At 70.0% G+C, this 24,921-nt stretch carries 19 protein-coding genes; 11 read left to right on the forward strand and 8 right to left on the reverse strand.

Going from position 1 to position 24,921, the window contains the following annotated elements; translation table 11 throughout:
* Positions 1 to 225: ATP-binding protein (locus VR894_RS18050; protein WP_324653793.1), on the forward strand; the 225-nt coding region annotated here is incomplete at its 5' end.
* On the opposite strand, the gene VR894_RS18055 is transcribed toward VR894_RS18050, so the two are convergent.
* Both VR894_RS18055 and VR894_RS18060 read right to left on the reverse strand, forming a co-directional pair.
* A complete protein-coding gene (locus VR894_RS18055) occupies positions 217 to 387 on the reverse strand; it encodes a hypothetical protein (RefSeq protein ID WP_324653795.1) in 171 nt (56 codons plus the stop codon). The genes VR894_RS18050 and VR894_RS18055 overlap by 9 nt on opposite strands.
* Before the next feature lie 26 nt (positions 388 to 413).
* The gene (locus VR894_RS18060; RefSeq protein ID WP_324653796.1) at positions 414 to 1,184 is read right to left on the reverse strand and encodes a prolipoprotein diacylglyceryl transferase; all 771 of its coding nucleotides are present in this window, start codon (positions 1,182 to 1,184) and stop codon (positions 414 to 416) included.
* Between the two features lie 343 nt (positions 1,185 to 1,527).
* Here VR894_RS18060 and VR894_RS18065 point away from each other — a divergent pair, with 343 nt between their 5' ends.
* The 8 genes from VR894_RS18065 to VR894_RS18100 all read left to right on the forward strand — a co-directional run bounded on the left by VR894_RS18065 (position 1,528) and on the right by VR894_RS18100 (position 13,441).
* Positions 1,528 to 1,776, forward strand: a complete 249-nt coding sequence (locus tag VR894_RS18065; RefSeq protein WP_324653797.1) for a heavy metal-associated domain-containing protein — start codon at positions 1,528 to 1,530, stop codon at positions 1,774 to 1,776.
* Between the two features lie 3 nt (positions 1,777 to 1,779).
* A complete protein-coding gene (locus tag VR894_RS18070) occupies positions 1,780 to 4,875 on the forward strand; it encodes a heavy metal translocating P-type ATPase (protein ID WP_324653798.1) in 3,096 nt (1,031 codons plus the stop codon).
* A gap of 64 nt (positions 4,876 to 4,939) precedes the next feature.
* Entirely contained in the window at positions 4,940 to 5,218 is a 279-nt protein-coding gene (locus VR894_RS18075; protein ID WP_324653799.1) for a metal-sensitive transcriptional regulator, read from the forward strand.
* Between the two features lie 16 nt (positions 5,219 to 5,234).
* On the forward strand, positions 5,235 to 5,528 hold the full coding sequence (locus VR894_RS18080; RefSeq protein WP_324653801.1) for a DUF4193 domain-containing protein: 294 nt from the start codon (positions 5,235 to 5,237) through the stop codon (positions 5,526 to 5,528).
* A gap of 53 nt (positions 5,529 to 5,581) precedes the next feature.
* Positions 5,582 to 6,643: a type II glyceraldehyde-3-phosphate dehydrogenase gene (locus VR894_RS18085; protein WP_324653803.1), complete on the forward strand. Its 1,062-nt coding sequence runs from the start codon at positions 5,582 to 5,584 to the stop codon at positions 6,641 to 6,643.
* 65 nt (positions 6,644 to 6,708) lie between these two features.
* Complete coding sequence (locus VR894_RS18090; RefSeq protein WP_324653804.1) at positions 6,709 to 9,180, forward strand: heavy metal translocating P-type ATPase; 2,472 nt, start codon at positions 6,709 to 6,711, stop codon at positions 9,178 to 9,180.
* 11 nt (positions 9,181 to 9,191) lie between these two features.
* Complete coding sequence (locus tag VR894_RS18095) at positions 9,192 to 10,220, forward strand: DMT family transporter (RefSeq protein WP_324653806.1); 1,029 nt, start codon at positions 9,192 to 9,194, stop codon at positions 10,218 to 10,220.
* Positions 10,217 to 13,441, forward strand: a complete 3,225-nt coding sequence (locus tag VR894_RS18100; protein ID WP_324653807.1) for a beta-phosphoglucomutase family hydrolase — start codon at positions 10,217 to 10,219, stop codon at positions 13,439 to 13,441. The genes VR894_RS18095 and VR894_RS18100 overlap by 4 nt, the downstream gene beginning before the upstream one ends.
* 120 nt (positions 13,442 to 13,561) lie before the next feature.
* Here VR894_RS18100 and VR894_RS18105 read toward each other — a convergent pair whose 3' ends face one another.
* On the reverse strand, positions 13,562 to 14,962 hold the full coding sequence (locus VR894_RS18105; protein WP_324653808.1) for a glucose-6-phosphate dehydrogenase: 1,401 nt from the start codon (positions 14,960 to 14,962) through the stop codon (positions 13,562 to 13,564).
* A gap of 90 nt (positions 14,963 to 15,052) precedes the next feature.
* Positions 15,053 to 15,310: a YHS domain-containing protein gene (locus VR894_RS18110; protein ID WP_324653810.1), complete on the reverse strand. Its 258-nt coding sequence runs from the start codon at positions 15,308 to 15,310 to the stop codon at positions 15,053 to 15,055.
* Between the two features lie 416 nt (positions 15,311 to 15,726).
* Here VR894_RS18110 and VR894_RS18115 point away from each other — a divergent pair, with 416 nt between their 5' ends.
* Positions 15,727 to 16,233, forward strand: coding sequence for a DoxX family protein (locus tag VR894_RS18115; RefSeq protein ID WP_324653812.1), 507 nt, complete (start codon positions 15,727 to 15,729; stop codon positions 16,231 to 16,233).
* Positions 16,234 to 16,530: 297 nt separating this feature from the next.
* Here VR894_RS18115 and lnt read toward each other — a convergent pair whose 3' ends face one another.
* The 3 genes from lnt to VR894_RS18130 all read right to left on the reverse strand — a co-directional run bounded on the left by lnt (position 16,531) and on the right by VR894_RS18130 (position 21,384).
* The gene (lnt, locus tag VR894_RS18120) at positions 16,531 to 18,126 is read right to left on the reverse strand and encodes an apolipoprotein N-acyltransferase (RefSeq protein ID WP_110853918.1); all 1,596 of its coding nucleotides are present in this window, start codon (positions 18,124 to 18,126) and stop codon (positions 16,531 to 16,533) included.
* Between the two features lie 173 nt (positions 18,127 to 18,299).
* Complete coding sequence (locus tag VR894_RS18125) at positions 18,300 to 18,563, reverse strand: DUF2933 domain-containing protein (RefSeq protein WP_324653814.1); 264 nt, start codon at positions 18,561 to 18,563, stop codon at positions 18,300 to 18,302.
* Between the two features lie 337 nt (positions 18,564 to 18,900).
* Positions 18,901 to 21,384, reverse strand: coding sequence for a phosphoketolase family protein (locus VR894_RS18130; protein WP_324653816.1), 2,484 nt, complete (start codon positions 21,382 to 21,384; stop codon positions 18,901 to 18,903).
* Positions 21,385 to 21,576: 192 nt separating this feature from the next.
* Here VR894_RS18130 and VR894_RS18135 point away from each other — a divergent pair, with 192 nt between their 5' ends.
* Positions 21,577 to 22,224 (forward strand): class I SAM-dependent methyltransferase, encoded by a 648-nt coding sequence (locus VR894_RS18135; protein ID WP_324653817.1) that lies wholly within the window; start codon positions 21,577 to 21,579, stop codon positions 22,222 to 22,224.
* Positions 22,225 to 22,379: 155 nt separating this feature from the next.
* Here the strand turns inward: VR894_RS18135 and VR894_RS18140 are convergent, their stop codons facing one another.
* Complete coding sequence (locus VR894_RS18140; RefSeq protein WP_324653819.1) at positions 22,380 to 24,725, reverse strand: heavy metal translocating P-type ATPase; 2,346 nt, start codon at positions 24,723 to 24,725, stop codon at positions 22,380 to 22,382.
* Positions 24,726 to 24,921 lie beyond the last annotated feature (196 nt).

The following is a 24,921-nucleotide window of genomic DNA, read 5'->3' on the forward strand; positions in this document are numbered from 1 at the left end:
GCCGCCGAGCACCTGCCGCACCTCTTCGAGCGCTTCTACCGCGCCGACGCCGCCCGGGACCGCGCCCACGGCGGGTCAGGGATCGGGCTCGCCATCGTCCACTCCATCGTCCACGCCCACGGCGGGACCGTGACCGCGACCAGCGCCGGCCCAGGCCACGGCGCTGTCTTCACCGTCGAGCTGCCCGTCGACGCGGCGCACCGGCCGCAGCCCCGCTCAGCCTGACGGCGTGGTCTCCTTGGCAGCTGTCTGCTCTACCAACTTTGGGGCCGATCGAGTCTCGTCCCGTGCCTCGACGCCGGGAAAGAGAGCCCTGATGGCCCACACGCCAAGGGTAATGAAGACTAGGCAGATCGTGAGAAGCAGTATCCAAACGTCGATGTCCATGACGAGTCCTCCCTTTCCCGAGCCGATCACCTGACGGGTTCAGGCACGCCCGGCTCGAGGGCCACGTGGACCACAGACCGTTGCTGAGTGCCGCTGCGAACGATCAGGACGACGCCGACGGCGATGCTGAGCAGCGCCCACAGCTGGGGTTGGGTCAGGCCAAGGACCACCGGATCGTTGATCCGCAGGAACTCCACCAGGAAACGCGACAGGCCCGAGAGGCCCAGATACGCCCCGAAGACGGCCAATGGCGCCCACCGCCGGACAAGTACCACCAGGACTGCGGCGATAACCGCTGCGAGGATCGCCTCATACAGCGGGGTGGGATGGACGGGCACATCGGTGGCGACCACGCCCGAGGGGAAGGCCATCCCCCACGGCAGATCGGTGGGACGCCCGTAGGTCCCATCACCACTGACGAAGCAGCCCAGCCGTCCGATGCCGTAGGCCACCGTCAGGGGTACGGCGACTGCCCCAGCGACGACGTCGACCGGCAGCCGGTGGCGCCTGATGACGACCAGGGCCGCAATGACGCCCCCCACCAGGCCTCCGTACCAGGTGAAGCCCATCCCACCCAGGTCGTGCACGGTGATGGCGGGGTACTGCTCGAGCAAGTAGTAGACCTTCGCGCCGACGAACCCCCAGACCGTGGCCCACAGCACCAGCGCGTGGGCGGAATCCTTCTTCAAGCCCCGCCGTTCGAAGGCCCGACCCAGCAGCCACGCAGCAACCAGGGCAGCGGCCGCCTTGCTCACTCCGTAACTTTGAACATCGATCCCGAGGATCGTGAACAACACCGGACGCACGCTCTCCCCAATCCTCGTGTGACGCATCGCCAGGTCAGCCGGCGGCGTCTTTCACACCACGATGACCAACGTTCACGAAGAAGGCGTGCGCCGTTGGATGAAGGTTTGCTTAAGGCAGTGAGCGCACGCTTCCGATAGCGAAGCGCAGGAGTGTCGCCTAGCTGGGAGACCTCAAACAGTGGGGATCTGGCCGTGGCCTGGTGTACCGCTCCCCCGTTCCCAGCCGCCGCACCATCGGTCTTCATGGATTCTTCATCATCTCTGCGGCGGTATGGACACATGTCGGTGGTTTGGTAGTACCGATACCCGGCATGGGTATGGAAGGAGCGGGACTGTGAAGACGAAGGTGTATCGGGTGTGGGGGCTGACCTGCGAGGTGTGCCTGGCTCGGCTGCTGGAGCGGGTGCGCCACCTGGCCGGTTTGCGGACCGTCGCGGTCGATCTGGTCAGGGATGGTGAGTCGCGTCTGGCGCTCACCGCCAGCCCCGCTCTCCCGCCGCAGGTCGTCCGTGCCGCGGTCGAGGACGCCGGGTTCTCCCTGTCCGCCCCGGCTGCCGAGTCAGCAGCATCTACGGAGGTGTGAGTCATGAGTGTGCTTGACTGGTCAGTGATAGCCGGCGGTGTCGTACTGACCGCGTTCTTGATGTGGTACTTCTTCGGCCCGAAGAAGTCCCGCCGCGCCGACGTCGCCGACGGCGTGCAGGAAGTGACGGTCACCGTCAGGGGCGGCTACAGCCCCGACCTCATCGAGGTCCAAGCCGGGATGCCGGTGCGGTTGCTGTTCGACCGGCAGGAAAGCGGGGACTGCTCCTCCCGGGTGATGTTCCCGGACTTCAAGATCAACCAGAGCCTGCCGGCCAACACCGTCACCGCGGTGGAGTTCACTCCCACCTCCGCCGGGGAGTACGGCTTCGCGTGCGCGATGAACATGCTCCAGGGCAGGGTGCGGGTCGTCGGTGAGCCGGGGACTGAAGCCGCCGGCGTAGGCACGGCGGTTGCCGTGGCCGAGCGGCCCTCCGCTCATGACCACCACGGTGCGCCGGCAAGCGAGCTCGGGCACGGGGAGCTGGTGGACGGTGTGCAGGTGGCCGAGGTGAGGATTCGCGGCGGCTACCACCCCCAGGTCCTCCGGCTGGCCCCCGGTGTACCGGCACAGCTGGTCCTGGTCCGGCAGGAGAACGGGGCGTGCTCTGAGCGATTCACCATCCCGGCCCTCGACGTGGACGTGGCGGTGCCGGCCTTCGGCAGCACTGTCCTGGACGTTGCGGCCCTTCCCGAAGGGCGGTATGAGTTCACCTGCGGGATGGGGATGCTGCACGGCGCCCTCGAGGTCGGTGACTCACCCGGCACCGACACGGGCACGCACACCGGTTCCACCGGTCAGGACTCCCCGCCACCGGTGACGGTTTCACCGCCGGTGGCACCGGAGGAGGACGCCGAGGAGCGGGAGAGGGCCGCAGAGATCACCGACCTGCGCCGGCGGGTGCTGCTGGGGGCCGCGTTGAGCCTGCCGGTGGTGCTGGCGGTGATGGCGGTGGAGTTCTTCTCCGCTGCGTGGGTCCCGGACTTCCTGATGAACCCCTGGGTGCAGCTGGCACTGATCACCCCGGTGATGTTCTACACCGGCTGGCCCATCCACAAGACCGGGTGGCTGGCCCTGTCCCACCGCACCGCGGACATGAACTCCCTGATCACCCTCGGCACGATCGCCGCCTACGGCTACAGCCTGGTCGTCACGTTCGCCCCCGGGCTGCTCCCCGTGGAGACCCGGCAGGTCTACTACGAGGCCGTCGGGGTCATCATCACCCTCATCCTGCTGGGCCGGCTGTTGGAGACCAAGGCCAAGGCCGGCACCGGTGAAGCGATCCGGACCTTGATCGGCCTGCAGCCGCGCACCGCCCGGGTGGTGCGCGCCGGGCAGGAGCTGGAGATCCCCATCGACGAGGTCGGCGCCGGTGACGTGGTCGTGGTCCGCCCCGGGGAGAAGCTGCCGGTGGACGGGCAGGTGGTGGAGGGCACCTCCACGGTGGATGAGTCGATGGTCACCGGCGAACCGATCCCGGTGACCAAGTCCCCCGGCGATGAGGTCATCGGCGCCACCATCAACCAGACCGGTTCCTTCCGGTACACCGCCACCAAGGTCGGTGCGGACACGATGCTGGCCCAGATCATCACCCTCGTGCGCCAGGCGCAGGGCTCCAAGGCCCCAATCCAGCGCATGGTGGACAAGGTCTCCAGCTACTTCGTGCCCGCGGTGATCGTCATCGCGATCTGGGCGTTCGTGGTCTGGGCCCTCGTGGGTCCCCCACCGGCACTCATCTTCGCCCTGGTCGCCGCGGTCTCCGTGCTCATCATCGCCTGCCCCTGCGCGCTCGGGCTGGCCACACCGCTGTCCATCACCGTGGGCACCGGCAAGGGCGCCACCGCCGGCATCCTCATCCGGTCGGCCGAGGCGCTGGAGACCGCGCACAAGCTCGACACGGTCGTGCTGGACAAGACCGGCACGATCACCAAGGGCGCCCCGGCCCTGACCGACGTGCTGCCCGCCGAGGGCTTCACCGACATCGAGCTGCTCACCCTCGTCGCGGCCGTGGAACGCTCCTCCGAGCACCCGCTGGCCAGCGCCATCGTCGCCGGCGCCCAGGACCGCGGCCTGCAGCTTCCCGAAGTGACCGCGTTCGACTCGGTCACCGGGCAGGGCGTGCGTGCCCTGGTCGACGGCCGCGAGGTCCTCGTCGGTAACCGGCGCCTGCTGGGCAGTGTCGGGGTGCAACCGCAGACCGACGCCGCGGACCGGCTGGCCGCGGACGGCAAGACCCCGATGTTCGCCGTCGTCGACGGGCGCTTCGCCGGGGTGATCGGCGTGGCCGACACACTCAAGGACGGGTCGGTGGCCGCCATCGCCGCCTTGCAGAAGCGCGGCATCGACGTGGTGATGATGACCGGGGACAACCGCGCCACCGCCGCGGCCATCGCCCGCCAGGTCGGTATCACCCGGGTGGTCGCCGAGGTCATGCCCGAGCACAAGGCCGCCGAGGTCAAGCGCCTGCAGGGCGAGGGCCGTGTGGTGGGCATGGTCGGTGACGGCATCAACGACGCCCCGGCCCTGGCCCAAGCCGACGTCGGCTCGGCGATCGGCACCGGCACCGACGTCGCGATCGAGTCCTCCGACATCACCCTGATCTCCGGGGCACTGTCCGGGCTGGTCACCGCGGTGGACCTGTCCCGGGCCACGATGCGCAACATCCGCCAGAACCTGGTCTTCGCGTTCATGTACAACGCGATCGGGATCCCGATCGCCGCCGGGGTGCTCTACCCCGCGCTCGGCCTGATGCTCAGCCCGATGATCGCCGCGGCCGCGATGGCCCTGTCCTCCCTGTCCGTGGTCGCCAACGCCAACCGGCTGCGCGCCTTCACCCCTCGGCCCGTCCCCGAGGTCACCAACGCCCCCGCCACCGACCCGGTGGTGGAGGTCGGGCACGACGACGAACAAGGAACGGAGAACACCATGTCCCACAGCCCTGAACAGGTCACCGACCCCGTGTGCGGGATGAGCATCGACCCGGCATCCGCCGCCGACAGCGCCGAGCACGAGGGCCAGACCTACCACTTCTGCTCCACCCACTGCGCGCAGACATTCCGCGCAGACCCGGCCCGATACGCCACCTCGGTGGCTCCCTAACCCACACACCCCGTGGGCGCCGGCACCACGCCGGTGCCCACGGAGATCCCGGGAGGCGATCAGGATGACCACCGACCAGCACACACAGGCCCTGCTCATCCGGCTGCGCCGCATTGAAGGCCAGGTCCGCGGCATCGCCCGCATGGTCGAGGACGAGAAGTACTGCATCGACATCCTCACCCAGGTCTCGGCCGCCTCCCGGGCACTGCAGAGCGTGGCCCTGGCGCTGCTCGAGGAGCACATGGCCCACTGCCTGCTCGACGCCGCCCAAGCCGGCGAGCTCCAGCAGGAGGCCAAGCTCAAGGAAGCCTCCGACGCCATCGCCCGCCTGGTCCGCAGCTGAAGGAGGAGGAAACCCCGTGGCCATCGACTACGACGCCCCACGCCCCCGCGAGGAGGAGGCGCCCGACACGACGCCCCTGACCGGGCTGATCGCGGCAGCGCCGGCGCACCAGGCGGAGACCGACGAGGCCGAGCTGGCCGAGCAGTATGAGCTGCCCGGCGCGGACCTCTCCGGTGAGGAGCTGACCGTGGCGGTAGTGCCACGACAGCAGGACGAGTTCATCTGCGCCCGGTGCTTCCTCGTCCACCACCACAGCCAGCTGGCCTACCACGACGCCGGCCAGCCGGTGTGCAGCGAGTGCGCGTCCTGACCACGGGGCCATCGAACGCACTGATGACAACAACGAAACGAAGGAGAGCTGAGATGAACGTTCAGGTAGCCCTCAACGGATATGGCGTGATCGGTAAACGAGTGGCCGACGCGGTGCGGGCCATGCCCGACATGGACCTGGTGGGGGTGGCGGACGTGACCACCGACTGGCGCGTGCGCACCGCGACCGAGCGGGGCATCGCCGTCTTTGCCGCCACCGATGAGGCCGGTGCCGCCATGGTCCAGGCCGGGGTACCGGTGGCCGGCACCCTGGCTGAGCTGCTGGCCCAGGCCGATGTCGTGGTGGACACCACCCCCAAGAAGGTCGCCGCCACCAACCTGGAGGTCTACCGCGCGGCCGGGGTCAAGGCCGTGTTCCAAGGCGGGGAGTCCCACGCCACCACCGGGCACTCCTTCGTCGCCCAGGCAAACTACGCCACCGCGCTCGGCCGGGACACCACCCGGGTGGTCTCCTGCAACACCACCAGCATCGTGCGCGTGCTCGGCGCCCTGCACGACGCCGGCCTGCTCGCCCGCGCGCGTGGGGTGCTGATCAGGCGGGCCACCGACCCGGCCCAGTCCCACCAGCGCGGGATCATGAACACCGTGGTCCCCGAGGGCTCCATCCCCTCCCACCAGGGCCCCGACGCCCGCACCGTCCTGCCGGAGCTGGACGTGGTCACCATGGCCGCCAAGGCCGCCCACACCCAGACCCACAACCACTTCTGGACGCTGCAGCTGACCCGCCAGGCCAGCCGGGAGGAGGTCCTGGAGGCCCTGCGGGCCGCACCCAGGATCGCGTTCATCCGCATGGCCGACGGCCTGACCGCCCTGAACACCACCGTCGAGCTCATGGGCGACCTGGGCCGGCCCCGCGGTGACATGTGGGAGGTCGCCGTGTGGGAAGACGTCCTGACCGTCGAGGGGGACGAGGCCTACCTGACCTACCAGGTCAACAACGAGGCCATCGTCATCCCCGAGACCATCGACGCGATCCGGGCCCTGACACAGACCATCGCCGACGGTGCAACGTCGATCGCGCTGACCGACGAGGTCCTGGGGATGCGCCGCGAGTTCCTCCCCCACCCCGTCCCCGTCCCCGTGACCGCCGACTGACACCAGCCGGTGCCGGGCTCCCCAGCACATCCCATCACGGCCGTGCGGCCGGGAAAGAGGCGATCATGACCAACTCGCACACCACGGTCCTGGAGGTCGGTGGCCTGCACTGGGCCACCTCCGAGCCCGTCATCGAGAAGACGCTGCTCGGCCGCCCCGGCGTGCTCGCCGTCCAGGCCAGCGCCGCCTCCCAGAGCGCGACCGTCACCTACGACCCGGACACCACGTCGGTGGCCCAGCTGGTGGGCTGGGTCAACGACTGCGGCTACCACTGCGCCGGGCAGTCCGTGCCCGACCACATGTGCCACCCGATGGCCGAACCGGCCCCCAGCGACACCCACGACGCGCACGCCAGGCACGACGCCCACGAGGGCCATGGCGAGCACGGCAGTCACGTCGGGCACGAGGCGCACGCCGGGCACGCGGACCACGGCGACGGTGAGGAGGTGGACCGCTCCGCGCAGGCGGTGATGGGCCACGGCGGGCACCACGGCGGCGGATCGATGGAGGACATGGCCCGCGACATGCGCAACCGGTTCCTGGTCGCCCTGATCCTGGCCATCCCCATCACGATCTGGTCCCCGCTCGGACGTGATGTCCTGGGGCTGGACCCGCCGCTGGCGTTCGGGCTGCGCGACGACGTCTTCACCCTGATCCTGTCGCTGCCGGTGGTCTTCTACTCGGCGTGGATCTTCTTCGACGGCGCCTACCGGGCACTGCGAGCCAAGACGCTGGACATGATGGTCCTGGTGGCGGTCGCCGTGGGCGCGGGGTGGCTCTACAGCCTGGTCGTCACCCTCACCGGCGGCGGTGAGGTCTTCTACGAGGCGGTCACCGTGCTGACCACCTTCGTGCTTCTAGGGCACTGGCTGGAGATGCGGGCCCGAGGTGGGGCGAACGACGCGGTCCGCACCCTGCTGCAGCTGGCCCCCTCCCAAGCCGTCGTGATCCGCGACGGCCAACCGATGGAGGTGCCCACCGCCGAGGTCGTCGTCGGTGACCTGCTGCTAGTGCGGCCCGGGTCGAAGATCCCCACCGACGCGGTCGTGGAGGAGGGTGAGTCCGAGGTCGATGAGTCGATGGTCACCGGGGAGTCCATGCCGGTGGAGAAGGCACCCGGCGCGGAGGTGATCGGCGCGTCGATCAACACCACCGGCACCTTGCGGGCCCGGGCGACGAAAGTCGGGGCGGACACCGCGCTGGCGCAGATCGTCAAGATGGTCCAAGAGGCACAGAACTCCAAGGCCCCCGGTCAGCGCCTAGCCGACCGGGCCGCGTTCTGGCTGGTGTTCGTCGCCCTCATCGGCGGCACCCTGACGTTCACCGTGTGGATGCTCGCCGGCGCCGGTGTGCCGACGGCGATGCTGTTCGCGATCACCGTCGTGGTCGTCACCTGCCCCGACGCCCTGGGGTTGGCCACTCCGATGGCGATCATGGTCGGCACCGGCCTCGGCGCCCAGCGGGGCGTGCTGTTCAAGAACGCCACTGCCCTGGAGGGCACGGCGAAGATCGACACGGTGGTGATGGACAAGACCGGCACGCTGACCAAGGGCGAACCGGAGGTCACCGACGTCATCGCGGCCGGCATGAGCGAGGAGGAGATGCTGGCCCTGGTCGCCGCCGTCGAGCGTGAGTCCGAGCACCCACTGGCCCGGGCCATCGACAACCACGCCGCTGCGCGCGGCGTGCCGGTGCTGAGCGTGAGCGAGTTCCTCAACGTTCCAGGGCACGGCGCCACGGCCACGGTGGACGGCCGCCGGGTCCTGGCGGGCAACCTGCGCCTCATGGCCAGGGAGAACGTCGAGCTCGGCGACCTGGCCCAGCGGCGTGACGAGCTGGCCGCCTCCGGGCGCACCGCGGTGCTGGTCGCCGTGGACGGGCGCGGGGTTGGTGTTATCGCGCTGGCCGACGCGGCCCGGGACACGGCAGCCGCGGCCGTCGCGGCCCTGCACGAGTCCGGGATCGAGGTCGCCATGCTCACCGGCGACAACGAGGCCACCGCTCGGCGCATCGCCGAACAGCTCGGCATCGACACGGTCATCGCCGAGGTCCTGCCCGGGGACAAGGCGGAGAAGATCGCCGAGCTGCAGCAGGCGGGCAAGACGGTGGCGATGGTCGGGGACGGCGTCAACGACGCCCCGGCCCTCGCCAAGGCAGACATCGGCATCGCGATCGGGGCCGGGACGGACGTGGCGATCGAGACCGCGGACATCGTCCTGATGCGCTCCGATCCGTTGGACGTCTCCGTCGCGCTGCGCATCGGCCGGGGCACGGTGCGCAAGGAGCGCCAGAACCTGGCCTGGGCGGTCGGGTACAACGTCATCGCGCTGCCCATCGCGGCGGGGGTGTTCTACCCCGCCTTCGGTCTGATGCTGCGCCCGGAGATCGCGGCGCTGACGATGTCTGGTTCCACGGTCATCGTCACGATCAACGCCCTGCTGCTCAAGCGGCTCCGGCTGCCCGCGCAGCAGGCCCCGGGCGCACCGCAGCGTGCCCTTGCGGAGCCGACCGCACCGGTGCCGGCCGGCACCCGCTGACCGGGGTCGGCGTGGACGTCCCTGTCGACACCACCGCTCCGGCCGCTTCGGCCGCCGGAGCGGTGCCCCGGCGGCCCAAGCCGTTGCGGATGCTGTGGATCACCGCGGCCTGGGGGGCGTGCTTCGTCGTGATCCAGTGGGGCCTGCGCGACGCCCCGCTGCTGTGGTACGCCGCGCTGCGTGCCCTGGTGGCCGGCGCTGCCCTGCTGGCCCTGGGAGCCATCCAGCACCGCCCGTCCCCCCGCGGCGCACGCGGCTGGGGGCTCATCACGGTCCTCGGGCTGGTCAACGTCACCCTCGCCTTCGCCACCATGTTCGCCGGGGTCGCCGGCGGCGCGACGGGCACCGCCGCGGTGCTGGCCAACGCCCAGCCGCTGCTGATCCTCCTGCCGGCCTGGTGGCTCTACGGCGAGGCTCTCTCCCCCCGGACCGCTGCCGCCCTACTCGTCGGCTTCGCCGGGCTCGTCCTGGTCGCGGTGCCCGGCGGCGGGGGCGGCGGCGCGATCCTGTCGCTGCTCTCGGCGGTGGCCGTGACCGCCGGCACGCTGCTCTCCCGCCGCCTGCGCGGGCTGGACCTGGTCACGGCCACCGGCTGGCACCTGCTCATCGGCGGGGTGGCCCTGGTGATCGTCGCCGCGGCCGTGGAGGGCGCGCCGGTGATCGCCTGGACCCCCCGCTTCGTCCTGTCGCTGGCGTTCCTGGCGCTGGTGGGCACCGCGGCGACCACGGTGGCGTGGTTCGCCGAGGCCCGCCGCAGCCGCCTGGACACCCTGACCACCTGGACCTTCCTCACCCCCGTCCTGGGCATCGCGCTGGCCGCCGTCCTGCTGGGTGAGCGCCCGGGCGGGTGGACCGCCGCCGGGCTCCTCGCCGTGCTGGTCGCCATGTGGATCACCCTGCGGCCACCACGCCGGACCACCACCCCAGCGCCGGCGACTGGCCCAACCGACGGGGGCTCCGCCCAGGACCCGGGGCCGGGCACGTCCCGCAGCCGCCAGATGGCCACCGCACCTGTCTTGCCGACCGAAGGAGAACCGTGACGCACGCGACGACCCACCCCAGCCCGTCCCCGGCGGCGCTGGCCCCCACCGGGGCGGTCCCCCCGCAGGAGGCGGTGATCTTCGACCTCGACGGTGTGGTGACCGACACCGCCACGCTGCACGCCGAGGCGTGGCGGCAGCTCTTCGCGGAGGTGCTCACCGACCCACGCATCGGCGGACCGGGCGCCCACGCCTCGTTCGACGAGGTGAGCGACTACCGCCGCTACGTCGACGGACGCTCCCGCCCGGACGGGGTGGCCGCCTTCCTCACCGCCCGCGGCATCGACCTGCCCGCAGGAACACCGCAGGACCCGGCCGGGGCCTGGACGGTGCACGGGCTGGCCACCCGGAAGAACGACCTCTACCTCGACCTGCTCACCGGGCACGGCATCAAGGCCTTTCCCGGCACCGTGGACCTGCTCAACCGGCTACGCGCCGGTGGGGTGCCGATCGCGCTGGTCACCGCCAGCCGCAACACCGGCGCCCTGCTGGGGGCCGCTGGCCTGTCGGGGGCCTTTGACGTGGTCGTGGACGGGGCCCGTGCCGCCGAGCTGGGCCTGCCCGGGAAGCCCGATCCGGCGATGTTCCTCACGGCAGCCGCCGAGCTGGGCGTGGACCCGGCCCGGGTCGCGGTGGTGGAGGACGCCGTCGCCGGTGTCCAGGCGGCCCACGCCGGCGGGTTCGGCCTGGTCGCGGGCGTGGCCCGGGCCGGGCAGCGGGCCGAGCTGGAGGCCGCCGGGGCCCACCTGGTGGTCCAGGACGTCGCCCAGCTCGACCTGGGCGCGCTGCGCGCCGACCCGTGGACGCTCGTCTACGAAGGCTTCGACCCTGCCCACGAGGGGCACCGTGAGGCGCTGACCACCCTGGGCAACGGGTATCTCGGCACCCGGGGCGCGGCACCGGAGCGTGCCGCCGACGGGGTGCACTATCCCGGCACCTACCTGACCGGTGTCTACAACCGGCTCCTCTCGGCGGTCCATGGTCGCCAGATGGAGGACGAGCACCTGGTCAACGCCCCCAACTGGCTGGTCCTCGACCTCGGCGCGGAGGACGCGCAGTCGTGGTGGTCCGCCGGCGGCCTCACCGTGTCCGGGGAGCGACGTGAGCTGGACCTGCGCCGCGGTGTGCTCACCCGCACCGCCGTGCTCACCGACCCGGCCGGGCGGCGGCTGCGGCTGCGGCAGCGGCGGCTGGTCTCCATGACCCGCCCGCACCTGGCGGCGCTGGAGACGACCGTGGTCCCCGACGGCTGGAGCGGGATCCTGTGGGTGCGTTCCGGCATCGACGCCGGGGTGGTCAACGCCAACGTCGCCGAGTACGCCGCGCTGGCCGACCGTCATTTGCGCACCACCGACGCCGAAGAGACACGGCCGGGCACGCTTCTGGTGGAGGTGGAGACCGTCCAGAGCCAGGTCCGCATCGCCACGGCAACCCGCACCAGCGTCAACGGAGCCACCCCGGACGCTGACGTCGAGTCCGACAAGGAGCTGCACTCCCTGGTGCTCCACGTGCCGGTCACAGACGGTGAACCGGTCACCATCGACAAGGTTGCCGCCGTGTACACGTCCAAGGACCCGGCGATCGCCTCGCCCCGGCTGGCGGCCCTCGGCGAGCTGGCCGCCGCCCCGCGAAGCTTCGAGGGCCTCCTCGCCGGGCACGTGGCGGCGTGGGAGCGGCTGTGGGACCGCTTCGGGATAGACCTGACAGCCGACACCCAGACCCGCCTCGTGCTCAACCTGCACGTCTTCCACCTGCTCCAGACCCTGTCCACCCACACCGCCGAGCTGGACGCCGGCGTGCCCGCCCGCGGCCTGCACGGAGAGGGCTACCGCGGGCACGTGTTCTGGGACGAGCTGTTCGTCCTGCCGGTGCTCACCACCCACCTGCCACAGGTCAACCGCGGACTGCTGGACTACCGCTGGCGGCGCCTGGACGCCGCCCGCCGCGCCGCCACACAGGCGGGCCTGCCCGGGGCGATGTTCCCCTGGCAGTCCGGCAGCGACGGGCGGGAGGAAACCCCCGACATGCTGTTCAACACCCGCTCCGGACGGTGGATGCCCGACAACTCCCACCGCCAGCGCCACGTCGGCCTCGCCATCGCCTACAACGCCTGGGAGTACTACCAGGCCACCGGCGACCTCACCTGGCTCGCCCGGCGCGGGGCGGACCTGATCATCGAGGTCGCGCGGCTCTTCACCGCCCTGGCCACGCACGACCCCAGCACCGACCGCTTCCACATCAGCGGCGTGATGGGACCCGATGAGTACCACGACGGCTACCCCGACGCACCCGGCCAGGGCCTGATCGACAACGCCTACACCAACGTCCTGGCCGCATGGGTATGCCAGCGGGCACTGGACGTCCTCCAGGCCGTGGCCGGACACGAGTGCGACGACCTGCACGCCCGCCTCGACATCGCCCCCGAGGAGCCCACCGCCTGGGAGCACCTCAGCCGGCGCCTGGCCGTGCCGTTCCTCCGCGAGGGCCTCATCGCCCAGTTCGCCGGCTATGACGACCTCGCCGAGCTGGACTGGGACCACTACCGGCGCACCTACGGCAACATCGGGCGACTGGACCTGATCCTGGAGGCCGAAGGCGACGCCACCAACCGGTACAAGCTCGCCAAACAGGCCGACGTCCTCATGCTCATCTACCTCCTGGGACCCGACGGGCTGCTGAACATGCTCGAGCGCCTCGGCTACCCCACCACCCGCCAGACGCTGGCCCGGACCGTGGACTACTACCTCGCGCGCACCGCGCACGGCTCCACCCTCAGCCGAGTCGTGCACGCCTCGGTCCTGGCCCGCCTGGACCCCGCCCGCGGGTGGGCCACCTTCCGCGAGGCCCTGGCCGCGGACCTGGACGACACCCAGGGCGGCACCACCCAAGAGGGCATCCACCTGGGCGCCATGGCCGGCACCATCGACATCCTCATCCGGTCCTTCGCCGGCCTACACACCCAGGGCCCCACCGTTGTCCTGGACCCCGCACTACCGGCCGGGCTGCCCGCCATGCGCTTCCGCGTCCAGCACCGCGGCCAACGCCTCCACATCACCCTCGACGAGACCACCCTCACCGTCACCGCCGAGCCGTGCGCGGCCAACCCACACATCCGTCTGCGAGTCGGGGAGCACGAAGCCGCCCTACCAGCCGGCACCACCCGGCGCTTCTGTGCGGAACCGGGCGTCGTACTGCCTGGGCTGTTCGGCCTATGTGAATAGCTCTGGCGTTGTCTGGCCGGGGCGTGGACGGGCTCGATCGCCATCGACACCACCCCGGGGCCGAGCCGCGTGATGCCTCCACCGACGCGCGATGGCTCATGTCGCCTCAGCGGTCAGCGGTCAGCGTGCCCGGCGCTCGAGCATCCACCCGTGCCCGGCCGTGAGACGCTCAGCCTCCTGCGGCCCCCACGAGCCGACCGGATAAGGCAACGGGGACGGGCGCTGGGGGCCCTGCACCGGCGCGAAGGCGGTGAAGGCCGCCCGCAGGCAATGGGAGGTGGTGAACAGCGAACGGTCCCCGACCAGGACGTCGAGGAGCAAGGAGGCATAGGCGGAGATCGGCTCCCCGCCCGGCACCTCGGCCAAGTCGAGCTCGGTGTGCGCGAAACTCAACGCCCGACCCGGTCCCGGGGTGCTGACGGTGACACCCACAGCAAAGGCCCCGGGGCCACTGAAGTCGATCTCGATCGTGTTGCGCCCAGTGAGCGCCGTGCCCAAAGGACCCTGCGGCGGACGCATGATCAAGGTGATTCGCTGGGCCTTACGAGCCATGCGCTTGCCGGTGCGCAGCACGAACGGGACGCCCCGCCACCGATCGGTGTCGATCCACAGCCGGGCAGCGACAAACGTGTCCTGCCTGGAACCAGCCGCCACCCCGGCGATATCGGTATAGCCCTCGAACTGCCCCAGCACCACGTCGCTGACCGGATCCAGTGGCCGGAACGCCCCGATGACCGCATCCCGAGCGGCCACAATCGACTCCGGCTCCGCCACGTCCGCCGGCGGATCCATCGCCACCTGGCTGGCCACGTGGAACAGATGGGTGACCAGCATGTCCAGGGCCGCACCGGTGGCGTCGTAGAACACAGCCCGCTGGGCGACGTCGAGGTCCTCGGGCACGTCGATCTGTACCTGCTCGATTCCGTCGGCGTCCCATTGCGAGCCGAACAGCCGGTTCGCGAAACGCAACGCGTAGATCGCCTGCACCGCCTGCTTGCCGAGGAAATGGTCGATGCGGAAGACCTGCTCCTCGGTGAGCACCGTCTTCACCAGCGCGTCCAACGCCTCAAAGTCCACCAGCGACCTGCCGTAGGGTTTCTCGAACACCACCCGGGCGCCCGCCGCCAAGCCATGGCGTCCCAGCCCCCGGGTAATCACCGGATACGCCGCCGGGGGCACCGCCAGAAAGTGCACGACCAGCGGCTCACCGCCGCCCTCGGCCGCTAGCTCACGCCGCGCGCGGGCCAGAACCTCAGGCAGTGCACCGGGATCGTCATCGGTGAACCCCCCACCCGCGTAGCCGACCCGCAGGCACACCTGGTCCCAGTCCTCGGGCAGGCCCAGCTCGCTGCTCAGCAGGGAGTCCCTCAGCCGGGCCCGGAAGGCCTCGTCGTCCCACCGGTCTGTGGCGCAGCCGATCAAGCGCCACCGCTGGGGCAACAATCCGCGCTCGTGCAACTCCACCAGGGCCGGCATCACCATGCGGCGGGCCAGGTCACCAGTGGCACCGAACAGGACCACGACCACAGACAGTGCGGTTACGGTCGCGCCCCCGGGCGGTGATGACGAGCCCAACGTAGACCTCCGTCGCAGATACCGGCCGAGGACCGCTCAGGCCGCCGTGATGTAGGCGTGCGGGTTGGCGTCGAAGAGCTCGGCGCAGTGCCCGCAGCAGAAGTAGTAGCGCTCGCCCTCGAAGTCCCGCATGAGCCCGCTCGCCTCCGCCTGGGACTTCACCTGCGCGGTGCCCCTCACCGCGCAGGTGACCAGCTCCTCACCCGGGCCGGCGACGACGTCGTGGTGACCGTGCCCGTGGCCCCCGCCACCACAACACCCGCCGCCGCCATGATCCTCCTGACCGTGGTTCATCACGTTTCCTCCCTCTCCTTCATCCCCTACCCGGAACGGTGATCTGCCGCCCATCACGTGGGCGGTTTGTCACCGTGAACGACATCCCCGACCCTACCCCCAGGGGGTACGGGCAAGGTGCGGGTGGGCGCCTGCCAGAGGAACTCTTCACCGAAGTTTCACAGAATGCGGTTCAGTGCGGGTCCGCGTTCCGACCCACCCGAGAGGGGGCACAAAGAAAGGGCCGCCCGCCGGGTAAGTCGGGAAGGTGAAGTTTCGGTCAAATATGGCCGATGAGCATTGTCTTGTAGTGCCACTGGTGAAACCCTGTACGCACAACTCATTCGAGCGTGGGGACCCCAATTCCTTGCGCTCCAGGGTGGTGGGAGACGACAATGTCGAGGCAGACAAGCAATCGAGCCCCGGGGACCAAGCCGATGTTCGTCGAGGACATCATCACCCGCGCCGGTGCACGGGTGACCCTCGCCGTAGGACGGCTGCTCATCGGTTGGATATTTCTCTGGGCCTTCATCGACAAACTCTTCGGACTGGGGTTTTCCACCCAACCGGAGGCGGCGTGGATCCGCGGGGGGACCCCCGCTCAGGGCTACATCAGCGGGATTGAGGAACCCCTCGCCGGCATCTTCCAACCGCTGTTCCTCAATCCCTTCGGAGACTGGCTGTTCATGGTCGGGCTAGCCGGCCTCGGTCTCGCCCTCATGCTCGGGGTAGGCCTGAAGATCGCCGCCGTCACCGGCACCCTGCTTTTAGGTTTCATGTGGCTGTCGCAATTTCCGCCAGTGGTAGGCGGAACTAACCCGATCACCACGTCTCACTGGGTTGAGGCTGCACTGGTGATCATCTCGGCCCTCACCCTGGCCGGTGATACCTGGGGGCTGGGTCGCTGGTGGGCCGGCAAGGTCGGTAACAGCTGGCTGCGCTGAGCGCGGTAAGCATCGCAATTGAACCATCCTGGGTTCGATGGAGGGTCGCGATTTTGGGAGGATCGGACTCATCATGTCGAAGCGATACCCGCAGGAACTCAAGGAGCACGCGGTCCGGACGGTGCTCGAATGCGAGTAGGACTACGAGACGCGCTATGGCACGGTCAAAGCCGTAGCCAACAAGGTGGATATCGGAAATGAGAGCCTACGGGGTTGCAGTGGACATGAGCGAGCTCCCAATAGCGCGCCGCGCTCAAGCGCGCAGGAGGGCGTCGCCACCGCCCGCCAGGATCGGCCTCAATGTCCGGTGACGAGGCTGACGGGGGCCGTGAGGTCCTCTCGCGCGCGGCCCTCGCTGAGGGTCGCTGTGCGCCGACGGGCCGGACCCCCGGCGCTGTGGCCGCGGCCCCGACGGCTCAGGACGCCGGCAGCCACCCCCACAGCAGCCACGACCCAGACGGCGACGGTGGGCAGGGTGCCGAGCCGGGCAGCTGGGGTCAGGGACGTGCGCAGCGGGAGCGTGGCAGTCATCTCCTCCGCCGTGAACAGCCCCGTGCGCTCAACAACGCTCCCATCGGGCAGGATGATGCCGCTGACGCCGACCGTGGAGACCTGGACCGTCGCCCGCCCGTGCTCCACCGCACGAAAGCGTGACATCGCCAGCTGCTGCGTCGACTCCGGGGAGTCCCCGAAGGAGGCGTTGTTGGTCGGGATGATGATGAGCTCCCCACCCCCCACCACGCCCTCGCGGATCAGTCCGGCGTAGGCGACCTCGAAACAGATCCCCACCGCCGCTTCGACCTCACGTGACAGCCGCTCGACCGGGATGGGCATGAGCCCCGGGCCCCGCCCCGCGGCCATGTCGGTAGAAACCCGGTCCACCAGTGGGGTGATCCGTCGGAACAGGTCCCGGTAGGGCATGTACTCCCCGAAGGGAACCGGGTGCTGCTTGGCGTAGGCGCCGCCAACCGGCCCCCCTTCCTGCCACAACACCAGCTCGTTGTAACGAATGTCCTGGCCGGTCGGGAACCGCTGCGTGCCCAGCAGGACCGGGGCGCCCGCCGCTCTTGCGGCCGCCTCCACCAGTGCCGCCTGCGCGTCGTCGGTGCGCGGGTCGATGTCCGCGGCACTCTCCGGCCACAGCACCAGGTCCAGCCGGTCCCCCACTTCCTCGACCAGTCTGCGCGTGCCCCGGGTGTGGTTCGCCGTGACCTCCCGGGCCTGCACCGCCCACTCGGCCCCCAGCTGGGGAACATTGCCCTGGACCGCGCCCACCCGAAGGGTCCCCACCTCCGCCTTGTCGTCCAGCGGCAACAGTCCCGGCCCCAGAGCCAAGATGAGCCCCGCCGCCGCAGCGCCCATGGCAGTTGCAACTTGGGATCGGCGCGTCCACGCCCACGTCAGCAGCGCGCCGATGAACACCACTACGGCCGAGACGAGGACCTCCCCACCGTAAGGAGCCAGCCGCACCAGCGGCGCGTCGGTCTGGGAGAAGGCCAGCATCCCCCACGGGAAGCCACCAAACGGCCACGAGGCGCGAAGCTGCTCGACGGCAACCCAGATGACGGCCGCCAGGCATGCCTGCACCACGGGGCGAGTCCCTACCCACGCCGCCCGCCGGGTCACCGTCCACGCGGCGGTGAAGCCCGCGATGTACAGCGCCTGCATCATGCTCAACGCAATCCAGGGCACGAGTGCCCCGGTCGCGTGGATGACCCAGTACACGTGCGGCAGGAAGAACGCCACACCCCACACCAGTCCGGTCGCGGCGGCCTGCGCCATCCGCGCCCGGCGCAACGCGAGCAGCAGCAGCGCGACGCCCAGGTAGGCCAACGGCCACCATCCACGGTCGGGAAAGGCCAGGTTGGTCAGTACCCCACCGCCAGCGGCCATCACCAGCGGCCAGGTCACACGCGAGAAGGCCGGTGGTGTCGGGTCTCCAGGTGACCGCGGGGACGGCTTCACGGCCACACCCACACCGCCCACAGCCGTACCGGGCACCTGGAAGCCTCGACGACCGTGCCTGGCGCGTATGCGGCCAATCAGCCCCAGCAGAGCTGCGCCCGTCAGTGCCGGTGTCCACGGTCGGTGTGGTCACCGGCGCTGTGCGGGAGGACATCGTCCAAGGGCGGCGCCTCTTGCGAGGTCCGCGGATCGCCATGTCCTCCATGGCCACCGAACATCATCATGACCATCATCAGAGGGCAGGCCAGCACGGCCGCGTACACGAGTGCGTCCCCTGTCGACACACCAAAGACCCGCAGGGCTATGAACAGTCCACCCATGAGCAGGACCATTCCCTTGAGGTGCCCGCTGCCGCTGTGGTTCACCGTCACTCCTCCTCAACAACGCCGCACGGAGCGGTAGAGGACTCGTCCCCGACTCACAACCCCGATACGTTTCCCCATTCTCTGCCGCTCACCTAAAAGCCGGGTCTCCGTTCTGTGACGCTTTGATGAAGCCACTGCCCCCACAGCACGTCACAGCGCGGTGAGGTCGCACGGCACACCCGTCTCCCGTGGTGACTATGCCGGCGACGTGCAGTCCTCGAACCGCACCGACGTATGCGAGATGGCCGATCTCTGCCGAGGGAGGCAGCGGAGTGCGTGTGCCTTCAGAACGGAGCGGGCCGACCCTCACACAGCTTGGCGGGCGCGGCCAGAGCCGCTACTCGTTGTCGCCGCCGGTGTCGTACTGCGGGCCGCCGGCGGCGGTTCCGGTCTCCCCGACGTCGGGCCACTGCCACTCGGCGACCTCGGGGATGTCCACGCCGTGCTCGCGGGTGTACCGGCGGGCCGCCAGGCGCGCGTCGGACATCCGCTGCCGCAGACCCGCATAGCGCGCACCGAGGCCCGGGACGCGGTCGATGACGTCCATGACCAGGTGGTACCGGTCCAGGTCGTTGAGCATGACCATGTCGAACGGCGTCGTGGTCGTGCCCTTCTCCTTGTACCCGCGCACGTGGAGGTTGGCGTGGTTGGTGCGCCGGTAGGTGAGCCGGTGGATGAGCCAGGGGTAGCCGTGGTAGGCGAAGATCACCTTCTTGCTCGTGGTGAAGATCGCGTCGAACTCCGAGTCGGGCAGCCCGTGCGGGTGCTCCTTGGGGTCCTGCAGACGCATGAGGTCCACGACGTTGACCACCCGCACCCGCAGCTCTGGCAGGTGCTCGCGCAGCAGGTCCGCCGCGGCGAGCACCTCCAGGGTGGGGATGTCACCCGCGCACACGAGCACGACGTCCGGTTCGCTGCCGTCCTCCTCGGTGCCGGCCCACTCCCAGATGCCCAGGCCGCGGTGGCAGTGGTCCAGCGCCTCCTCCATCGTGAGGAAGTCCGGGCCGGGCTGCTTCCCAGCGACGACGACGTTGACGTACTGGCGGGTGCGCAGCACGTGGTCGTAGGTCGCCAGCAGCGTGTTGGTGTCCGGCGGCAGGTAGACCCGCACGATGTCGGCGCCCTTGTTGACGACGTGGTCGATGAACCCGGGGTCCTGGTGGGAGAAGCCGTTGTGGTCCTGGCGCCACACGTGCGAGGACAGCAGGTAGTTCAGCGAGGCGATGGGGCGGCGCCATGGCAGCTCGTCGGTGACCTTGAGCCACTTCAGGTGCTGGTTGACCATGGAGTCGACGATGTGGATGAAGGCCTCGTAGGACGTGAACAGGCCGTGGCGGCCGGTGAGGAGGTAGCCCTCGAGCCAGCCCTGGCACTGGTGCTCGGACAGGATCTCCACCACCTGGCCGGCCCGGGCCAGGTTCTCGGCGCGGTCGCTGTCGAGCAGGTCGGCGTTCCACTGCTTGGCGGTGACGTCGTACACCGCCTGAAGCCGGTTGGAGGCGACCTCGTCCGGCCCGAAGAGCCGGAAGTTGTCCGGGTTGCGGCGCATCACCTCGGTCAGCCACGTGCCCAGCTCGCGGGTGGCCTCGGTGACCGACCCACCCGGCACGGGGACGTCGACGGCGAAGTCACGCACGTCCGGCAGCCGCAGATCACGCAGCAGCAGGCCCCCGTTGGCGTGCGGGTTGTCGCTCAGCCGCAGGTGCCCCTCGGGGGCCAGGGCGGCCACGTCCTCCACCAGCCGGCCGGCGTCGTCGAACAGCTCCTCGGGGCGGTAGCTGCGCAGCCAGTCCTCCAGCACCTGCAGGTGCTCGGGGGTGTCTCGGGCGTTGGCCAGCGGCACCTGGTGGGAGCGCCAGGAGCCCTCGGTGCGCTGCCCGTCGACCTCCTTCGGGCCGGTCCACCCCTTGGGGGTGCGCAGCACGATCATCGGCCACCGGGGACGCTCGACCTCCTCGGCGTCCAGCCCGGCGGCCCGCTCCTTGATGTCGGCGATCTCGTCGAGCACCTCGTCGAGCAGGGCGGCGAACCGGGCGTGGACCGAGACGGCGTCCTCGTCGTCGAAACCGGCGGTGAAGACGTGGGGGCGGTGGCCGTAGCCGCGCATGAGGTCGGTCAGCTCGTCCTCGCCGATGCGGGCCAGCACCGTGGGGTTGGCGATCTTGTACCCGTTGAGGTGCAGGATCGGCAGCACGACCCCGTCGGTCTTCGGGTTGACGAACTTGTTGGCGTGCCAGCTGGCGGCCAACGGGCCGGTCTCGGCCTCGCCGTCGCCGACGACGGCGAGGACGAGCAGGTCAGGGTTGTCGAACGCCGCGCCGTAGGCGTGGGACAGCGCGTAGCCCAGCTCACCGCCCTCGTGGATGGAGCCGGGCACCTCGGGCGCCACGTGGGAGGGGATCCCCCCGGGGAAGGAGAACTGCCGGAACAGCCGGCGCAGCCCCTCGGTGTCCTGGGTGACGTCGGAGTAGATCTCGGAGTAGGTGCCCTCGAGGTAGCCGTTGGCCACCGGGCCCGGCCCGCCGTGACCCGGGCCGGCGATGTAGATCGCGGACTGGGCGCGTTCCCGGATCACCCGGTTGGCGTGGGCGGAGATGAAGTTGAGACCCGGGGTGGTGCCCCAGTGGCCCAGCAGCCGCGGCTTGATGTGGTCGGGGTGCAGCGGCTCGCGCAGCAGTGGGTTGTCCAGCAGGTAGATCTGCCCGACGGACAGGTAGTTCGCGGCGCGCCACCAGGCGTCGATGCGCGCGATCGTGGCGTCGTCCGGGCCCTGCTCGCCGCGTCGGCGCCAGGTGGTCGGGGAAGCAGTTGCGCTAGTCATGGTTCAGTACTCTCCTGTGTCGTAGCTCCCCCGCACATGGCACGCTGGTCCACTTCACCATCGCCCACATCGACCCCTTCTCGCCTCCTACTTTGGTCCTGGTGTGCCCCAGTTGCCGCCTCTGACCGCTGTGGCCCATCCGGCCCTTGTGTCCGATCACGTGATCCTGGAGTTCACTGGAAGGTCGCCACCATGCCGACCATGTCCTTTTTTGAAGCCTTGCTCTGCCGCAGCGCACCATGGCGGTGCTTGGCGCGGCGGATCCTGCCGTGGAGTACTCAAGGGTTCTCCCTTGCAGGTGAGGTGCTCGAGGTCGGCGGCGGGAGTGGTGCCATGGCGGCAGAGCTCGGCCGCACCGACCGGCAGGTACGTCTCACCGTGACCGACCTGGACCCCGTCATGGCCCGTGCCGCACGGCAGCGGTTGACACATCTACCGCACGTCGTGGTTCACCAGGCCGACGCCACACGACTGCCGTATAAGGATGGGTCCTTCGACGCGGTGACGAGCTTCCTCATGCTCCACCACGTGATCGAATGGGAAAGCGCAGTGAGCGAGGCGTCTCGTGTCCTGCGACCCGGGGGGATGTTCCTGGGATACGACCTGGTCGCGTCCCGCGTCGCATCGCTGGTGCACCTGGTCGACCGTTCCCCACACCGACTCATCGAGCGCGGAACACTGGAGCCCGTCCTGGCGCGCGCCGGGCTTCAGGCAGTCACCGTGCAGTACTCGCTGCGCGGTCTAGTCCTACGCTTCGCCGCCCGCAAACCGCGCCCGCCACAGCCCGGTGGCGGCGCGATCGAGTCGACCTCACCAGCCACAGGTCAGGTCAGGCCGTGAACCGGAATGTGCATGGCGCTCCGTGACGATGCGAGCCGGGACTCACGCGCGCGACGACGAGCGCCGACTCCCGTGCCTCAACAGCCGGGAGGTCGGCGCTCGTGAAACACCGCGGTACCTGCGGGCCGCGTGCGTCGCACGTCCCGCGCGGTGAGTCAGTGGTGGTGCGCCGGGGCCACGTCCTCACGTCGCCCAGGTGCCTCTGCGCCACCGGCGGAGGGCACCTTGGGGGCGCCGTGCGCGGCCGCGGTGCTGGCCTCGGGGCTGAGGTCCAGGCGGCGCAGCAGCTGGGCGTTGAGCGCCACCACGATGGTCGACAGGGACATCAGGAGGGCCCCCACCGACATCGGCAGGATGAACCCGATCGGCGCCAACACCCCTGCGGCCAGTGGGACGGCGGCGATGTTGTAGCCCGCGGCCCACCACAGGTTCTGCTTCATCTTCCGGTAGCTGGCACGGGAGAGCTGGATCACCGACAGCACCGAACGCGGGTCGTCCGAGACCAGGATGACACCGGCCGAGCCGATGGCCACGTCGGTGCCCGCACCGATGGCGATCCCCACGTCGGCCTGGGCCAACGCCGGGGCGTCGTTGACGCCATCCCCCACCATGGCCACGATGCGGCCCTGGTGCTGCAGCTCGAGGACCTTGTCGCTCTTGTCCTCGGGTCGGACCTGGGCGAAGACCTGGTCGATGCCCAGGTCCGCGGCCACCGTCCGGGCCACCGGCTCGGCGTCACCGGTGATCATCACGACCCGGATGCCCAGCTGGTGCAGTGCCTCGACCGCCTGGCGGGACTCCTCACGGATCTCATCGGCCAGTGCAACCGCCCCGGCCACCTTCCCGTCGATCAGGACGTGCAGGACGGTAGCCCCGTCCTGTGACCACGGCGCACTCGCCCGCAACGGCTCAGCGGAGTGCTGAGTGAGCAGCGCCGGGCCACCAACCTGGACCTCGTGGCCCTCGACGGTGGCGCGCACCCCCACAGCGGTCGCGGCCCGGAAGTCGGTAGCCGGGGGCACCTGCAGTCCTCGCTCCTCGGCCGCGGCCACGATGGCCCGCGCCAGCGGGTGCTCGCTCTCGGACTCCGCGGCCGCCGCCAGACGCAGCAGGTCCCCGGCCTCATACCCACCGGTGGTGGTGATGTCGGTGAGCGCGGGCTCACCCTTGGTCAGCGTGCCGGTCTTGTCGAACAGCACGGTGTCCACCACGCGCATGCGCTCCATCGCGGCACGGTCCTTGATCAGCACCCCGCCGCGGGCGGCCCGCTCGGTGGAGATGGACACCACCAGCGGGATCGCCAGGCCCAGGGCGTGGGGGCAGGCGATGACCAAGACGGTGATCGCCCGCACGAGCGCGCTCTCGGGCACCCCCAGCCACACCCACACGACCGTGGTGATGATCGCGGCGATCACCGCGTACCAGAACAGCCAGCCGGCGGCCTTGTCCGCCAGGAGCTGGGCCCGGCTGGTGGAGGCCTGCGCCTCGGCAACCAGGCGCTGGATCCCGGCCAGGGCGGTGTCCTCACCAACGGCGGACACCCGCACCCGTAGCGCGTTGTCGGTGGCCACCGTCCCGGCCACGACGTGGTCCCCGACGCTGCGCAGCACCGGCTTGGACTCACCGGTGATCATCGACTCATCGACGTCCGCGCCGCCGTCGACGACCTCACCGTCGGCCGGCACCCGGCCACCCGGACGGACGACGACGACATCACCCAGACGAAGATCTGCCGGGGCGACGGTGACAATCTCATCGCCCTCCACCCGCTCGGCCTCATCGGGCAGGAGCGCGGCCAGGGAGTCCAGCGCGGAGGTCGTCTGCGCCAAGGAGCGCATCTCCAGCCAGTGGCCCAGCAGCATGATGACCACCAGCAGGGCCATCTCCCACCAGAAGTCGAGCTCGTGGGAGAAGATCCCCAGGCTCGCCCCGAGCGAGGCGACGAACGCGACCGTGATCGCCATCCCGATCAGGAGCATCATGCCCGGCTTACGGGCACGTAACTCGTCGACGGCCCCGGTGAGGAAGGGACGCCCACCCCACACGTAAATCACGGTCCCGAGGACCGGGGAGACCCACTCGATCCCCGGGACGTCGGGCAGGGTGTAGCCCAGGAAGTCCGCGAACATGCCGTTGAGCAGCACGGTGGGAATCGCCAGGGCGAGCATGATCCAGAACAGGCGCCGGAACATCGCCACATGATCCCCATGTCCGCCATGTCCGCCGTGGTCTCCATGACCGCCGTGAGCGTCATGTCCGGCGTGAGGTTCGTGGCTGTCGTGTCCGGAGTGGGATTGGTCGTGAGCGGAGTGGGACGCATCATCCCCGTGGTGGCCTGCGGCGGTCAGTGGGTCGGTGACCTGTCCGGTGTTCGTCGGCATCGCTTGCCCGTGGGTGGTTTGGCTCCCGTGTCCATCGCTGTGGGCGGTGTGGTGCTCGGCGGGACCGCTTCCATCTGGCTTGGTCCCGCCGTGCCCGTGATGGTGCTCAGGCGTACTCATTCGGCTTCCCCTCGTCGACAGTCTTCATTCATACCCCTACAGGGTATCCCTGCTGGGTGCAAGGGGGGCGGGTGGTATTCCATTCCCGATTTGCCCGCAAGGGCGAGGGATCTTCATCGGTTTTTCATGGAAGGTCGATCGATTGGCCCGGTCGGGCGGCCGATGCTTTCGGTGGTGATCCGACCCCCATTGAGAA

Origin of the sequence: Georgenia sp. H159 (assembly GCF_035607575.1) — a bacterium.
Classification (GTDB): domain Bacteria; phylum Actinomycetota; class Actinomycetes; order Actinomycetales; family Actinomycetaceae; genus Oceanitalea.

Bases quoted from the DNA above. Each gene is read 5' to 3' on its own strand.
- VR894_RS18070 (WP_324653798.1), top strand. From the start codon at position 1,780: ATGAGTGTGCTTGACTGGTCAGTGATAGCCGGCGGTGTCGTACTGACC.
- VR894_RS18075 (WP_324653799.1), top strand. From the start codon at position 4,940: ATGACCACCGACCAGCACACACAGGCCCTGCTCATCCGGCTGCGCCGC.
- VR894_RS18090 (WP_324653804.1), top strand. From the start codon at position 6,709: ATGACCAACTCGCACACCACGGTCCTGGAGGTCGGTGGCCTGCACTGG.
- VR894_RS18055 (WP_324653795.1), bottom strand. From the start codon at position 387: ATGGACATCGACGTTTGGATACTGCTTCTCACGATCTGCCTAGTCTTC.
- VR894_RS18085 (WP_324653803.1), top strand. From the start codon at position 5,582: ATGAACGTTCAGGTAGCCCTCAACGGATATGGCGTGATCGGTAAACGA.
- VR894_RS18140 (WP_324653819.1), bottom strand. From the start codon at position 24,725: ATGAGTACGCCTGAGCACCATCACGGGCACGGCGGGACCAAGCCAGAT.
- VR894_RS18130 (WP_324653816.1), bottom strand. From the start codon at position 21,384: ATGACTAGCGCAACTGCTTCCCCGACCACCTGGCGCCGACGCGGCGAG.
- VR894_RS18135 (WP_324653817.1), top strand. From the start codon at position 21,577: ATGCCGACCATGTCCTTTTTTGAAGCCTTGCTCTGCCGCAGCGCACCA.
- lnt (WP_110853918.1), bottom strand. From the start codon at position 18,126: ATGGCCGCTGGCGGTGGGGTACTGACCAACCTGGCCTTTCCCGACCGT.
- VR894_RS18115 (WP_324653812.1), top strand. From the start codon at position 15,727: ATGTTCGTCGAGGACATCATCACCCGCGCCGGTGCACGGGTGACCCTC.
- VR894_RS18110 (WP_324653810.1), bottom strand. From the start codon at position 15,310: ATGAACCACGGTCAGGAGGATCATGGCGGCGGCGGGTGTTGTGGTGGC.